Origin of the sequence: Streptomyces sp. NPDC051105, from assembly GCF_040682795.1 — a bacterium.
GTDB lineage: Bacteria > Actinomycetota > Actinomycetes > Streptomycetales > Streptomycetaceae > Streptomyces.
This window is the reverse complement of sequence record NZ_JBFBBR010000002.1, coordinates 296,708-312,393: the sequence shown is the minus strand read 5'-3', so window position 1 is coordinate 312,393 and position 15,686 is coordinate 296,708. Positions and strand designations below refer to the sequence as shown.

4 protein-coding genes are annotated in these 15,686 nt (G+C 72.6%); all 4 read right to left on the bottom strand.

All coding sequences use genetic code 11. From position 1 onward, the window contains the following. Positions 1-35: 35 nt before the first annotated feature. The gene (locus AB0N16_RS05310; RefSeq protein WP_365793262.1) at positions 36-908 is read right to left on the bottom strand and encodes a hypothetical protein; all 873 of its coding nucleotides are present in this window, start codon (positions 906-908) and stop codon (positions 36-38) included. A 336-nt stretch (positions 909-1,244) separates the two neighbouring features. Then, a complete protein-coding gene (locus AB0N16_RS05305; protein WP_365793260.1) occupies positions 1,245-2,117 on the bottom strand; it encodes a TauD/TfdA family dioxygenase in 873 nt (290 codons plus the stop codon). 23 nt (positions 2,118-2,140) lie between these two features. Then, the gene (locus AB0N16_RS05300) at positions 2,141-11,572 is read right to left on the bottom strand and encodes an amino acid adenylation domain-containing protein (RefSeq protein ID WP_365794038.1); all 9,432 of its coding nucleotides are present in this window, start codon (positions 11,570-11,572) and stop codon (positions 2,141-2,143) included. Further along, positions 11,572-15,576: an amino acid adenylation domain-containing protein gene (locus AB0N16_RS05295; RefSeq protein ID WP_365793258.1), complete on the bottom strand. Its 4,005-nt coding sequence runs from the start codon at positions 15,574-15,576 to the stop codon at positions 11,572-11,574. The genes AB0N16_RS05300 and AB0N16_RS05295 overlap by 1 nt, the downstream gene beginning before the upstream one ends. Positions 15,577-15,686 lie beyond the last annotated feature (110 nt).

The window sequence follows — 15,686 nt, the reverse complement described above, 5'->3', positions numbered from 1 at the left end:
ACAGTGCCGGTGACGCACGCCCGACCGGGGATCGGTCAGCCCTTCCGCTCCGTCGGCTGCACGGCGGGAGCCCTGCGCTCCCGGACCTGCGCGTAGGCCATGAGGGCGAGCAGAACGGCCAGCAGGACGGCCGAGGAGCCGGCGGTACCGAGGTTCAGACCGCCCTTGGCCACCGGCTTGGTCAGGAGGTCGCCCGCGGTCGCGCCGAGCGGGCGGGTGAGGACGAACGCGATCCAGAACAGCAGGACGTTCGGCACCGTCGGCACCTTCATCAGTACGGCCAGTACGGCGAGGGCCCCGGTCACCAGCAGCGCGCCACCGGCATAGCCGAGCCCGGAACTGTCGGACAGGAAGTCGCCCATGGAGGTGCCGAGCGTGTTGGAGACGAGGATCGCCGACCAGAACAGGGCCTCGCCGCGGAAGGTGACGATGTCCCGGATCTGGAAGGTCATCCCGCTCAGCCGCCAGACCGCGAAGACGACCAGCAGGATCGAGATGAGGATCGCCGCGCCGGCCGGGTAGCCGAGGCCGAGGCCCTGCGGCCCCCACCCGAGTGAAGTGGCTCCGCTCGACAGGTACTTGGTGCTGGCGTCGCGGTTCATGAAGTCGGACATGGTGGTGCCGGCCATGCTGGTGGACAGGATGACCGTCCAGTAGAAGAACGGGTTGTAGCGGCGGGAGCGGAGCTGGACGACGAGCGTCACCACGAAGATCAGGAACAGCGCGATCGTGGTGAGGAAGTAACCGAGCTTCAGGGTCTGCGCGAAGAGATCCCCGGCGGTCTCGCCCAGTGTCGTCGCCGCGATCTTCATGATCCAGAAGGCGAGGGTCACTTCGGGCAGTTTCTTCGTCACCGATTTCGTCGTGCTCGCGACGTCGAGGTCGGTGAGGGCTTCCGGATGCTGCAAGGTGGGGGGCTCCTTGTTTGGTCGTACGGCGGGGCGCGCCCCACGAGGGAGGCGAGCGCCCTGCCGGTGGGCGACCGCGACGGCGCGATCGCGATCACCGACCCTGGCAGCGTCAGCCTGAATGGTGCCTGAACTCCTGTCAGATGCCTGGTCAGACCGCGTGGCGGGCGGTCTGCCGAGGCTGCGCCACGTCCTTCCGGGTCACCGCCAGGTACACCACGAGGCCGAGGATGACCGCGAGGAGGAGCGCGCCCGGCTCAGGGACGCGGAGGACCAGGCGCGTCTGGCCCTCCGCCGTGGTGCGGGCCTGGCACGACGCCGCCTCCGGTCGCCCCGTCAGCCCTTCACGGGGCCGCCGTTGATGGCGACGCGCTGGCCGTAGCGGGCGTAGGGGTAGTAGTCGTACGTCGCGTGGTGCTGAACGCACCGGTTGTCCCAGAAGACGAGGGTGCCCGGGGCCCAGCGAACGCGGCAGTGCAGGACCGGCCTGCAGGCGATGGTGTCGAAGAGCATGTCGAGCAGGGCCCGGCTCTCCTGAGCGGAGAGTTGCGGGACGCGGCTGGTGTAGGCCCTGTTGACGTAGAGCAGCCTGCGGTCGGTCTCGGGGTGCCGGGCGACGAGCGGGTGCTCGCTCTTGGGGATGACGTAGTCCGCGGGCGGGGTGTAACCCGCCAGGGCCTGGGCGCCGTCGTGTACGGCGGTGAGCGGGTCCAGCAGAGAGCGCATGGCAGGCGAGAGCATGTCGTAGGCGAGGTGCATGTTGGCGAAGAGGGTGTCGCCGCCGCAGCCCGGCTCGGGGATCTCGGTGATGTAGAGCATCGACCCCAGCGACGGTTCCGCGTCGGCGGTGCCGTCGGCGTGCCAGCCGTTGCCCGCCACGTCGGCCGCGGCCGACGTCGTGCGGATCTCCAGGATGTAGGGATCGCCCTCGGGCGGGGGCGGGTTGACGGGACGTAGCTCACCGAAGGCGGCGGCGAAGCGTTTGTGGTCCTCGACGGTGATCGTCTGATCGCGGAAGACGAGGACGTGGTGATCGCGGAACGCGGTGCGTATCTCGTCCAGTTGCTCCGCCGGGATCTCCTTCGACAGGTCGACGCCTGAGACCTCCGCGCCCAGCACGGGGGTGATCCGTTCGACCGTGAGCGTGCGGTAGGGGCCCACGGGACGCGTGGTCACCGCTTCCAGCGCTTCGCGTTCGTATGACTCCATGGCGTCCTCCAGAGGGGGTGGGGTTACTGGCCTCGCTGGCGGCGGGTCCGGGCACCGGGCGCCGGGTCCGCCAGCGTTGCCCTGATGGTGTCGGCCACCCTGTGCACATGAGGGGCCGCGACGATGCCGTAGTGGTCGGTGGGCAGGGACCGCCGTACGGCGGAGGGGGGCAGACAGGCACTCCACTGCCGGTCCGTCTCCTGCGGGTCGCCGGGTGCGGGCATGCCCGCCGTGGGCTGCCCGGCCAGCCACAGGAACGTGGGGACGAAGGCGAGCGGCCGCACCCGGTGCTCGCCCAGGCTGCGCAGGTTCGCCCGGCAGCAGCGGGCCAGCCGCTCCGCGTACGCCTGCGCGTGTTCCGCCGACATCGATGAGGCACCGGTGCCGAGTTCGGCGGCGAACACCTTTTCGAGATGGGTCTCGTCGTAGGCGGCGACCAGCGCGTCCGCCTGCGGAGGCGGTGGGTCCAGCAGGTGGAGCGCCTCCAGCGGCCGTCCGGCCGACTCCGCCAGGCCGGCCATCTCCATCGCCACCCGGGCGCCGTAGGACCACCCGGCCAGGTGGAGCCGGTGGTCGGGGCCGCCGAAGCGGTCACGAAGTTCCGTGTCGTAGTGACGGGCGCGTTCGGCCAGTGACCAGGCGGGCGTCGCGGGGTCGCGGAGGGCCGGATCGGCGATGAGGCACACGGTCGGTGCCGGTCCGAGCGCCGCCACCAGGGACCGGTAGGCCTGGATGTCCCCGCCCACGGGGTGCACCAGGCACAGGACGGCCGATCCGGTTCCCTCCTGCCAGATGTCGAGGACGACCCCGGCGGTGACGTTCCTGGCCAGGCTGGTGGTGGGCGTGGCGGAGGTGAGGGCCGCCTCGATGTGTTTGAGGATCTCGGTGAGGCTGACCCGGTGGCTGAAGGAGGCCAGGTCGAACTCGACTCCGTAGTCCTCCTCGATCGTGGCGATCACGCTGATCAGGGTCAGCGAGTCGGCTCCGAGGTCGTACAGGGAGTCGTCCGGGTCCAGTTCGTCCACGCCCAGCAGGTCCTGGATCACGCGGGCCATGGCGCCCGCCCGTTCCCCGGCACTGTCCGGTTCCGGGGAGCCCGTCTCGCCGTCCGAGCGGTGCGCCGGCCCGGACCGCGGGGTGAGCGGTTCCGCCGGGTCGCCGGCGGAGGGGGCGTAGAACGCGCGGGAGACATCGATGTCGGTGGTGGAGACGAGAAGCTGCGGCAGCTGCAGGGCCAGGGCGTGGGCGAAGACCGCCTTGCCTTCCTCTACGGTCAGACCGACCTCCAGGTGGGCCTGATGGCGGCTGTCCGTGTTCAGGACCCGGGTCGCCATGCCGGTCTCGCTCCAGATGTCCCAGTCGATGCCGATCCGGACGGTCGTCTCCGTCTCGTGGGGGCGGTGGTGGGCGAAGCCGTCGAGGAGGCTCGCGCCGGCCGCGTAGTCGCTCTGGCCGACGCCGCCGAGCAGGGCGGACATCGAGGAGCAGTAGACCGCGATCTCCGGTCGGAAGGTCTCGATCAGGTGCTCTGTGACGAGTGCGCCCCGCTCCCGGGCCGCGGCGGCGTCGCGCATGGCCGTGGCGTCGCGTCGGACGAGCAGCCCCCCGAATCCGAGTCCGGCCGCGTGGACGACGCCGTCCAGCCGCGCGGTGTGCCCGGCGACGGCCGCCGCCACCTCGGCGACGGGCAGCGCCGCCAGATCCGCTGGGACGAGGCCGACGCGGTCGGCCCAGCGGGTCAGTTCCGCCGGCAGCCGCGGATTCCTCGACAGCAGCAGGACCCGGCCGCCGGTGTGCTCCAGCAGCCAGGCGGCGACGGCACGGCCTATGCCGCCCGTGCCGCCCAGTATCAGGTGGACCGTGTCCGCGCCGGACGGTACGAGGGGCTCGGTGCCGGACGGCGCCGGCACGGGCGTGGTGCCCGGTCGCCACCAGTAGCCCTGCCGCAGCGCGAGCTGCCGGGGCAGAGCCGGGCCGCCGGGCTGCCCGGCTCGGTGTGCTCCGGCGACGACCGAGGCCACGTGTCCGGCCCAGCGGGTGAGGTCGCCGTCGGGGAGGTCCAGCCAGTGGCCGTCCAGGGCGGCCTCCTGGGGGGCGACCTCGACCGGCCCGGCGAGGAGCGCGAGTTCGGGCCTGTCGACCGTTCCGGCCACGGGCCGGGCGCCGTACGACAGCCACCACATGCGCGGGGAGGCGGCCCGCCCGGCCAGTGCCCGGGCCAGGGCCGCCGTGGTGTCCAGGCAGGCGTGGCGGGCGTGTTCCAGCGTGCCGGGGCCGACCGGCCCCGTCACGTCCAAGGGCAGCGCGTGCACCCACTCCGCGTCGGCCAGGGCGTCGTCGGGGCCGGTCCCGGACAGCGCGTCGAACAGCAGGCGCAGGGACGCCGGGTCGGCCGGGTCGGCGTCGAAGACGTCGGGTCCCCTGCGGGCGAAGGCGCTGGACGGGCGCACCCGTACCACGCGGGACGCCACGGCCTCGAACGGGGCGAACGCCTCCCGCGGCGTGCTCTCGGAGGCCACGACGACCACGACGGACGCGCGGCCGGCCGGTGCGGTGGTGCCCGCGACGGCGGCGCGGCGCAGCCTGACCCAGTGCGGCTGGTGCAGCCAGTCGGCCTGCGGCAGCCGCCGGGGGTGCGCGGCCAGGGCCTTGGGCGTGCGGTCGAAGTCGTACTCCGCGAGCGCGAAGGACGGCGGCGGGAAGTCCCAGGACGCCGGGGCGGGTCCCTGCCGCCAGTCGACGGGCCTTCCGGCGGTCCAGTCCTCGGCGAGGTCGCGGGCCGTGCGGCCGACGGCGGAAACCGGCGCGGCGTCCGGGTCCGCGGTACCGTGCGGGACCTCTCCCGCGGCCACCGCACGCAGCCAGTGCTCGGCGGCCGCGGCGTCCGCGAGGGGTGCCGCGGTCCGCAGCCGCCGGGCCGCACGTCCGCTCTGCAGATGGCGCAGCACGGAGTCGTAGAGCTCGGGCCGCAGCCGGAGGTAGTCGGCGATCCGGGCGGCGTCGGCGGCGAGCGCGTCCACGCTGGAGGCGGACAGCACCAGGCACTTCGGTACCGCGCCGGTCGCGGCGGTCCCGGTCCCGGTGTCCTGCTCCACGATGACGTGGGCGTTGGTGCCGCCGATCCCGAAGCTGCTCACCGCGGCCACCCGTGCGCGTCCCCCGGGCCAGGGCGTGGCCCGGGCTGGAACGTAGAAGGGCGTGGGGTCGGGGCCGATCTCCGGGTTGAAGACGCGGAAGTTGAGGTGAGGCGGGATGCTCCCGTGGTGGACGGCGAGGACGGCGCGCACGAGGCCCACCACACCGGCGGCCGCGCCCATGTGGCCGAGCTGGCTCTTGACGGAGCCGAGCGCGCAGCGGCCGGACTCGCTCACGTCGAACGCCTGGCGGAGCGCGGCCACCTCGATCGGGTCGCCCAGCCGGGTACCGGTTCCGTGCGCCTCCACGTAGCCGAGGTCGGCACCCGTGCGTCCGGCGCGGGCCAGGGCGGTCCGGATCACCTCGCGTTGCCCGGCCAGGGACGGTGCGGTGTAACTCATCTTCGCCGCACCGTCGTTGTTGACAGCAGAGCCTGTGACGAGGGCGTAGACGGTGTCGCCGTCGCGCCGTGCCTGCCGCAGCGGTTTGAGGACCACGACGCCGACGCCGCTCGCGCCGACCGTCCCGGTCGCGTCGTCGCTGAACGGACGGCAGTCGCCGTCCGCGGAGAAGATGTGCTGCGGGCGGTAGCGGTAGCCGCCGGTCAGCCCGGGGTCGACGAGCACTCCCCCGGCGAGCATCACCTCGGCCTCGCCCTGCCGGAGCAGGCCGGCCGCGAGGTGCACGGCGACCAGGGAACTGGAGCACGCCGTCTGGGCGCTGAAGGCGGGACCGGTCAGCCCGAGATGGTAGGCCACCTTGGTGGCCAGGAAGTCCTTCTCGTGGTGCAGGGCGAGCTCGAAACCGTCGGGCAGCCGGCCGGGGTCCGCCTCGCGCAGCAGGGACTGGAAGTAGGTGTTCTCCCCGGCACCGGCCACCAGGCCCACGCGCGCGGCCGACGTGTCCGCGACTCCGGCGTGAGCCAGTGCCTGCACGCAGGCCATCAGCAGGTGGCGCTGCTGGGGGTCCATCAGGCGCGCTTCCTGGGGGCTGATACCGAAGTGGCCCGGGTCGAAGTCGAGTAACCCGTCGAGCGTGCTGTGCGCGCCGATGACGCCCTCCGGGGCGTCGATACGGCGGATACCGGTGCCGCCGGAGACCACCAGGTCCCAGAAGGACGCCAGGTCCGGGGCGCCGGGCACCCGCACCGCCATGCCTACGACCGCGATCGGTTCGCCGGGCTCCGGGGCCCCACCGTCCTTCCCGGCCGGGGCGGCAGGTGTCCGGGGGCCGGGGAGGTGGTCGGCGGCGAGGTGGCGGGCCAGGGAGCGGACCGTGACGTGCTCGAACAGGTCCGCGACGCCGAAGCGTAAACCGAGTTCCGTGGTGCAGCGCAGATGGAAGCGCATGAGGGCGAGACTGGAGGCCCCCGCCTCGAAGAAGGTCTGGTCCGGTTCGATCGTCGCCCCGGTGACCTCCTCGAAGGCCACGGTGAGCCGCTCCTCCTCGGCCGACAGCCCGGTGCGGGCGCGGACCGAACGGCGTATCTCCTCGCCCGGTGCCCGGAGCACCGCCTGCCGGTCCAGCTTGCCGCTGGGGGTGCGTGGCAGCGTCCGCAATCTCCGGAAGCGGTCCACACGGACGTAGGAGGGCAGCGATGCGGACAGCCGCGCGCTCAGCTCGTCGGCGGACGGGGACTCGCCACGGACCTCCAGACAGGCCGTCAGCCGGTCGCCGTCACGCGCGACGACGGCGTTGACCACCGCCGGATGGCGCAGCAGTGCCGCTTCGACGGAGCCGAGTTCCAGCCGGTGCCCGCTCACCTTGATCTGCTGGTCGTCGCGGCCCGCGTAGTGCAGCAGGCCCTCGCCGTCGAACCACGCCCGGTCGCCACTGCGGTAGAACAGGCCCGCGCCGGGCACCTCGACGAAGCGGGCGCCGTCGGGAGCGGGTTCGTCGAGGTAGCAGCGGGTGGTCATGGCGCCGCCGATCAGCAGCTCGCCGGTGCACCGGGGCGGAACCGGGTCGCCCTGGGCGTCCACCACGCGCAGGTCGGCGCCGGCCACCGGGCGGCCGATGGCGGGCCGCTCGGGCCACTGCCCCGGGTCGCCCTCCAGGCACAGGGCACTGACCACATGTGTCTCGGTGGGCCCGTAGTGGTTGAACAGGCGGGCGCCGGGCAGTCCGGCGAACCAGCGACGGATGGTGTCGGTGCACACCAGCTGCTCGCCCGCGGTGACCACCTCGCGCAGCCGGGAGGGGAACCTGCCCAGCCGGACCGCGTACTCGGCGAGCAGTTGCAGGGCCACGTAAGGCATGAAGATCCGCTCGGTGCCCGCGGACTCCAGTCGTTCCAGGAGCGCGGGGACGTCCTGGCGCCACTCGGGGCGGACGAGCTGAAGGGTGCCGCCGGTGCACAGCGTCCCGAAGATCTCCTGGAAGGAGACGTCGAACGCCAGCATCGAGAACTGCTGGGTGGCCGCCGGCGCGGTCAGGCCGCCGGGGCCGGACTGCCACCGGATCAGGTCGCACAGCGTGCGGTCGGAGATCTGGACGCCTTTGGGGACGCCGGTGGATCCGGAGGTGAACAGTGTGTACAGGGGGCGGGTGCCGGCGTGCGTGCGCCCGTCGTACGGCGCGCTCGTCGAGCCGTCGCCCCCGCCCTCGTGCGGTGCCGGGTCCGGCAGGACGACGGGGTGGCGCACGACGCCGTCCGGGAACAGTGCGTCCGGCGTCGGCGCGCCGTCGTGCGTGACCAGGGCGCACAACGGGTCGACCCGTTCCAGGACGCGGCGCAGTACGTCCACCGGGTAGGAGGGGTCGAGGGGGACAGCGGTGACGTTCAGCCGCGCCAGGGCCAGCAGGGCCACCACATGCTCGGCGGACGGGTTCAGGTACAGGGCCGCCCGGCAGGGGCTGCCGTCGGCCGGGATCGGGTACCGGTCGGCCAGTTCCGCGGCGAGACGCGCGGCGTGGGCGTCGAGCGCCGCGTAGCTCAGGGTGCTCCCGTCGGTCGTGATCACGGCGGGGGCGTCCGGGGTGCGGGCGACCTGCCGTGCGAAGCCCTCGGCGATCGTGGTGAACCCCGGTTCCGGGACGGGCCCGCGCCCATGCGCCGGCAGGGACCGCCGGTACGGCGCGACCAGCTCCCGCGCGGTGGAGCGGCCACCGGACGCGAGCGCGTCCACGCCCCGCCGGAACAGCTCGGCCATCGCCTCGACGGCCTCGCCGGCGAACCGGTCCTCGGCGTACTCCCACAGCAGGTCGAGTCCGTCGGGATGCTCGACCACGGAGACCGTCAGCGGGCACTTGGCCTCCGACGCCGCCCACCACAGGGGGCGCTGGACGCAGCCGGGCAGCCGCAGCGCCCCGAAGTCGGTGTTCTCCAGGACGAACAGGAGATCGAACGGGGTGTCGTCGCCGAGGGCCTCCCAGCCGGTCAGGACGTCCGCGAGCGCCACGTCCTGGCGTCGCAGCACCTGCCCCGTGCCGGTCCCCGCGCGGGCGAGGTGCGAGCGCAGGTCCTCACCGGGCACCACGGCCACGGGCAGCAGCACGGTGTTCGCCATCATGCCCACGCTGTTCTCGAACTCGCGTACCGGGCGGTTGGCGACCGGGGCGGCGATGCGCGGGCGGACCAGGCCGGTCACGCCGTACAGGCTCCAGGAGAACACGCACAGCAGCACCTGGAAGCGGGTCAGCCCGAACTCGGCGCAGAGCCCGTCCACCTGGGCCCGGCGCACCACGTCGAGCGACGTGTGCAGCAGGCGCGCCCGCGGTGCCGGATCCGCGTCCTGGGCGGGCAACGGTTCCTGGGGCTCCTCCAGGGCCTGGTAGTACGCCAGGAGTTCGTCGCGCTGTGCCTGGTAGGCCGCGCTCGCGAACCAGCCGCTCTGCCAGGCGGCGAAGTCCAGTGGGTTCGGAGCCGGGGACGTGCTCCGGCCGGACTCGGCTTCGGCTTCGGCTTCGGCTCCAGCTCCGGCGTCGGCTTCGGCTCCAGCTCCGGCTCCGGCTCCGGCTCCGGCTCCGGCTCCGGCTCCGGCTCCGGCTTCGGCTTCGGCTTCGATGGTCTCCGCGTAGTCGGCGGACAGGTCCCGCAGCAGGATGCTCAGCGACCAGCCGTCCACGGCGATGTGGTGCAGGTGCAGCAGAAGCGTGCCGCCGCCGGGACGGGGCAGCCAGCAGGCCCGGAGCATACGGGGGACGGCGAGGTCGAAGGGTTCGGCGAAGAAGACGTCGGCGAGGCGTCGCGCTTCCTCCTCGTCCCCTGCCTGCCGTGCGCCCGGATCATGCCAGGGGTCGTACGGTTCACCGACCGTCTGCCGGAGTCCCTGCTGCCCGAGGGCGAAGCCTGTCCGCAGTGCCGCGTGGCGTGCCACCAGGGTCCGCAGTGCCCGCCGGAGGGCAGCGGTGTCGACGGGCCCGTCGACGCGGAAGGCCTGGTTGACGGAGTACGCCCGGGAGCCCGGTGCGCGGCGCTGCAGGAGCCACAGCCGCTGCTGCTCACTCGTGGCGGGCGCCGAACGGGCACCGGCGACCACCGGCGCCGGACAGGCGCTTTCCCCGCCGGGGCCGGCCGTGGTGACGGCCTGGGCGATCGCGGCCAGGTCGCCGTTCAGGACGGCCGCCTGCGTCAGGTCGCGACCCCATCGCTGCCGGACGGCGAAGCAGAAACGCAGCGCCTTCAACGAGTCGCCGCCGCCGGCGATCCACCGGTCACCGGGCCCGAGGCCGGTGGTGCCCAGGATCTCCTCGGCCAGCTCGATGACCTCGCGCTCCGTCTCCGTCGGGGCCGGTCCGTCCGAGGCGGCCGGCCGCCAGGGCCGGTCCGCCCGCAGCAGCAGTGCGGCCTGGTCGACCTTGCCGTTGGCGTTGAGCGGCAGCTCCGCCACGAGGTGGATCTGGTGCGGACGCATGTAGGCGGGCAGGTGGGCCGCGAGGTGGCTGTCGAACTCCTCGTACGACAGCTCCTGCTGCAGGACGACGAACGCCAGCAGTTCGTTCGGCCCCTCCTGGCCCGCGCGACGGGTGCACACGTGGGCCCGCCGGACCGCCGGGTGCGCGAGAACGTGCCGTTCCACCTCGCCGGGCTCGATCCGGAAGCCACGGACCTTGACCTGGCGGTCGGTTCGTCCGACGTACTTGACCCGGCCCTCGTCGTCGGCCCGTACGAGGTCTCCGGTGCGGTAGAACCGCTCCTTGCCGCCGTCGAGCCAGGCGAGCCGCACGAAGCGCCGCTCGGTCTCCTCGGGGAGGTTGCGGTAGCCGGCCGCGAGTCCGGCGCCGGTCAGCAGGAGTTCGGCGACCTCACCGGGCGCGGCGACCCTCTCCTGGCCTGGCACGACCAGGACGGCACCGGTCCCCGGCAGGGGCCGGCCGATCGGCACCACGTCACCGTCGAAGTCCCGCGGGATCGGATGGCACAGGGCGAAGGTGCTGGACTCCGTCGGCCCGTAGATGTTGAACAGACGGGTGCCGCTGTCGGCGTTGTCCCGGTACCAGCGGCGCATCACCTGGGGGTTGAGCTGCTCGCCGCCCACCAGAACCTCGCCGGCCGCGGCGAAGCAGTCCGGTACGGCCGTGACCGTCGCGTTGAACAGCGCGGTGGTGATGAAGACGGTGTCCACGCGCTCGCGCCGCAGTGCCGCGGCGAGCCGCTCGGGGCTCCGCACGTCCCCGTCGCGCAGGACCACGCAGCAACCGCCGGTCAGCAGGGGCGCCCAGACCTCGAAGTTCAGCGCGTCGAACGCCGGATTCGCCAGACAGGCATAGCGCAGGCCGGGATCGACCCGGATGTAGCCGGGTCGTGCCAGCCGCATGACTCCGGCGTCGCGGACCTCGACGCCCTTGGGCCGTCCGGTAGTTCCGGAGGTGTAGAACAGGAAGGACACCTCGCCGGCGGCGGCCGGCGCCTCCACGACGGCCGCCGCGTACGGGAGTTCGGGCAGCAGCGTGTCCACGGCGATCGCCCTGATACCGTGCGGAAGCTCGGTGCCGCTCTCGGGGGCGGCGTACACCAGGGCGGCCGCTCCGGAATCCCGCAGGATGAACAGGCGGCGTTCGGCGGGGCTCTGTGTGTCCAGCGGCACCACTCGGGCACCCAGCCGCAGAATGCCCAGCATCACGCAGACCAGCCGCCATGAGCGCGGCAGCGCCACCGCCACGGCCTGCCCGGGAGTCACGCCCTGGCGGCCCAGTGCCCGGGCCACGGCGGCGGCCACGGCGTTCAACGTCTGGTAGTCGAGCCGTACGTCGCCATCGGCGACCGCGTCCGCCTGTGGGGAACTCAGGGCCCGGCGGTGTATCGCGAGGGCGAGCCCGACCGGATCGCTCAGGTCCTCGGCCACGTCGGCGGGGGAAGGTGCGACGCGCGGTTTCATCATGCCTCCGACATGCCGGAAAGTGCCGTGCGCTCCGTCCCGGTGCCACCCGGGGCGGTTGCCGGCCGGTCCAGTTCGGCGGCGAGGACGGCGGCGACGCGTGGCAGTTCGTCGCTCTCCAACATGTCCCAGTGACCGCAGACCACCGGCTCGACCACGAAGTGGCCGCTGACACGGCGCCGCCAGAACGCGCGCAGGCGGGCGGCCGCGCCCTCGCCGTCCCCGCCGTCCCCGCCGTCCTCGTCCGCCACGGCCGTCGCCTGCATCAGCACGACACGGGCCGGCGATTCGGGTACGGCGTAGTCGCGCGCCGTCTCGCGATGGTGGTTGTAGACGGCCAGGTACCGGGCCACCTGGTCGTCGTCGATGCCCGGGTACATGCCGTTGAAGCGCACCAGCTTCTCCCGGAACTCCGCCATGCCGACCGGCGCGATCGCGGCGCGCTGCTCCGCGTCCTCCGCGCCATGGGTGTCGAGCAGGACGACGCTCACCCGCTCGTGTCCGGCCGCCACCAGGCGGCGGCCCATCTCGTACGCGATCAGGCCACCGTAGGAGAGCCCGCACAGCACCAGTGCCTCGTCCGGGTGGGGGTCGACGAGCCGCAGGTACTCCTGGGCCATCGCCTCGACACCGGGCAGGGTGGACTCGCCGGGGTTGATGCCGGGCGCCTGGAGTCCCACCACGCCGACGTCGTCGGGCAGTTCCGTGGACAGCGGCAGATAGCAGAACGCGGTGCCGCCGGCGGGATGCACGCACACCACGCGTTGTCCGCCACTGCCCGCACGGAACTCCACCAGGCTGCTGGGCTCGGCGGACGGCGCAGCCTCGGCGCCGTTGCCGCGCACCCGCTCGGCGAGCGCCTCGATGGTGGGGTGCAGCATGACGTCCCGGACCGGCAGCGGCACGCCGAGTTCCTCCTGGACGGCGGACGCCATCTTGATCGCTGAGATCGACGTGCCGCCGAGCTCGAAGAAGTTGTCACCGATCCCGACGTCCGGGTGCAGCAGCACCCGTCGCCAGATCCGGTACAGCGCCATCTCCACGTGGTCGCGGGGTGTGGCCGTGTTGACGCGTGCCGAGCGGGATCCCGCCGCGGCGCGCAGTACTGCCGTCCGGTCCACCTTGCCGTTGCGGTTCAACGGCAGCCGTGGGAACTCGGCCACGACGGCCGGGATCATGTAGTCCGGCAGGCGGTCGCCGAGGGCCGCGCGCCACTCGTAGGCGGTCCGGGTGGCTTCGGTGTCACATCCCACGCCGGCGACCAGGTGCGGGCCGCCCGGTGTGTCACGGTCGGCCAGCACCACCGCCTCCCGCACCCCGGGCACCGCCAGCAGCGCCGCCTCGACCTCGCCGGGTTCGATGCGGAAGCCGCGCAGCTTGAGCTGCTCGTCCCGGCGGCCCACGTACTCGGCGTTGCCGTCCGGCAGCCAGCGCGCCAGGTCGCCGGTGCGGTAGACGCGTTCGCCGGGCACGAACGGGTCGGGCACGAAAAGCTCGTCGGTGAGATCGGGCCGGTTCAGATATCCGCGGGCCAGGCTCGCTCCGCCGATGTAGACCTCACCGGGAACCCCCACCGGTACCGGGCGCATGCGGTCGTCGAGCAGGTACAGGCGTGTGCCGCGCAGCGGCCGCCCGATGGGGCACGACCGCTCGTACGGCTGCGGGTCGGTGTAGGCGGTGGAGTAGAGCGTCGCCTCGGTGGGGCCGTAGCCGAAGCAGATGCGCAGGCCGGGCAGCAGCTCCCGCATGCGGTGCAGGGCGCTCTCGGGCAGGGACTCCACTCCGGTGAGGAGCTGACGCAGGCGCAGTCCGGCCAGTCGCGTGGCCGGATCCTCGTCGATCCACAGGACGTAGGACGGAGGCAGGAACGCCTGGGTGATCTCGCGTTCGCGCAGCCAGTCCATCAGCGCTCCGGGGTCGCCGCGGAGCTCGTCGGGAACCAAGTGGAGCACCGCCCCGGTGGTCAACGGGAGGAGGAGTTCGTGCACCGACGCGTCGAAGCCGATGCTCGACCAGGCCGATGACGCCTCGCCGGGAGCGTCTCCCATGAGTTCACGCCAGTGGTCGAAGAGATTGACGACGCTGCCGTGCGTCACCGCCACGCCCTTGGGACGTCCGGTCGATCCCGAGGTGTACATGACGTAGGCGAGCCGGGCGGGGTCCGCGTCGATGCCCGGTGCTTCGTCGTGCGTTCCCTCGGCCTCCACCTTCGCCAGGTTCTCCCACCCCTGCCGATCGTCGCCCTGGTCGGTCAGCACGAGTACCGGTTGGGCGTCGCTCACCATGGCGGTGAGCCGTTCCGGGGGCTGTCCGGGGTCGAGGGGCAGGTAGGCGGCCCCGGCCCTGAGGATGCCGAGTACGCCGACGACGAGTTCGGCCGTGCGTCCGGCGTGCAGGCCCACCACGCGGTCGGGCCCGGCACCGCGGGCGATCAGCGCGTCGGCGAGCCGGTTGGCCCGGCGGTCCAGCGTCGCGTAGTCCAGTTCCGCGTCGTCGGCCACCACCGCGGGCTGCCGCGGCCGTTCACGCACCCGCGCCGCGAACCGCTCCAGCAGGCCCGCCGGTGCCGGCACGCCCGGTAGGGCCGCGGCGGGCCCCGCGCTGAAGGTGGCGAGGAGTTCGCGCTGCTCGTCCTCGTCCAGCAACGTCAGGTCCGCGATCTCGGCCTGGGGCCGTTCGGTCATCAGGCGCAGCACGCGGAGGAACTGGCGTATGTACCGTTCGACGGTCGCCCGGTCGAAGAGCGCCACCGCGTAGTCGATCTCCCCGGTGAGGTGCCGGCCCTCGTCCGCCAGGGCCAGGACCAGGTCGAACTTCGCGGGGACGTGGGCGGCGTCCTCTCGTAACTCGACCTTCAGGTTTGGGAGTTCGAGTTCCCTACGCATGGAGGGGACCCAGGCGAACATGGTCTGGAACAGTGCCGTGTGGGCAGGGCTCCGCGGTGGGTTGACCAGTTCCACGACCCGTGCGAAGGGCAGGTCGACGTGGGTGAGGGCGTCACGGATCCGCTGGTTCACCCGCTTCAGGACGTCCCTGACGCTGGGCGAGCCGGACAGGTCCGCGCGCAGGGCGAGAGTGTTGACGAAGAAGCCGATCAGGCCCTCGACGTCCCCGCGGCGGCGGTTCGACGTAGGGGCGCCCACCACGATGTCGTCCTGACCGGAGAGCAGGGACAACAGCACCGACCAGCCGGTCAGAACGGTCGCATAAAGGGAGACATCGTTGTCTGCGGCGAGAACGCGCAGGGCCCGCGTCAGGTCCCCGCCCACGGTCACGGGCAGCCGGTCGCCGTGGAAGGTTTGCTCGGGCGGGCGGGGCCGGTCGGTGGGCAGGGAAAGCACGGCCGGGGCGTCGGCCAACGCGGCGGCCCAGTAGTCGGCGTGCGCGGCGGGCTCCTCCCCCGACATCCAGTCCCACTGCCAGCGGGTGTAGTCGCTGTACTGCCACGTCAGTTCCGGCAGCGACGCGTCCTGACCCTGCTGGAGCGCGGTGTACACCAGGCCCAGCTCGCGCAGCAGGAGGGAGCGGGACCAGCCGTCGAAGACGATGTGATGAGCCGTCAGAAGTAGTACGTGGTGGTCGGGTTCGAGCGCCACCAGGCAGCCGCGCACCATGGGCTCCTCGCCCAGGCGGAACGGGGTGCCTTCCACCTCCTGCCGTGTCCGCGCGAACCGTTCGGCCGCGTCGGGCAGTCCCGTCAGATCCTCGAAGGTCACCGGAAACCCGGTCTCCGGCGGATCGACGACCTGCAGCGCCGACCCGCCGGAGGGCACCAACCTGGTGCGCAGGGCCTCGTGCCGGGCCGCGAGCAGGTGCAGCGCCTGAAGGAGCAGGTCCCGGTCCAGCGGCCCCCGGATGTCGAAGGGCATCGGCTCGTTGTAGGCGGCGCCGGCGTCTCCGTCCATGCGCGCCATGACCCACAGTCGCTCCTGCGCCAGCGACAGGGGAGCGGAAGATGTTCCTTGGTCCGGGTGATGGGTGACGGTGATGCGCGAGGAAGACACGGATTACCCTTCACGAGAAGAGAACGCGGCAGAAATCGGGTTCCGCGTCCCCGAAGGATCAACGGTTCACGCAAATCGCGTACGGGTATGCCCGGCATGGCCATTTTCGA

Bases quoted from the DNA above. Each gene is read 5' to 3' on its own strand.
- AB0N16_RS05305 (WP_365793260.1), bottom strand. From the start codon at position 2,117: ATGGAGTCATACGAACGCGAAGCGCTGGAAGCGGTGACCACGCGTCCC.
- AB0N16_RS05300 (WP_365794038.1), bottom strand. From the start codon at position 11,572: ATGAAACCGCGCGTCGCACCTTCCCCCGCCGACGTGGCCGAGGACCTG.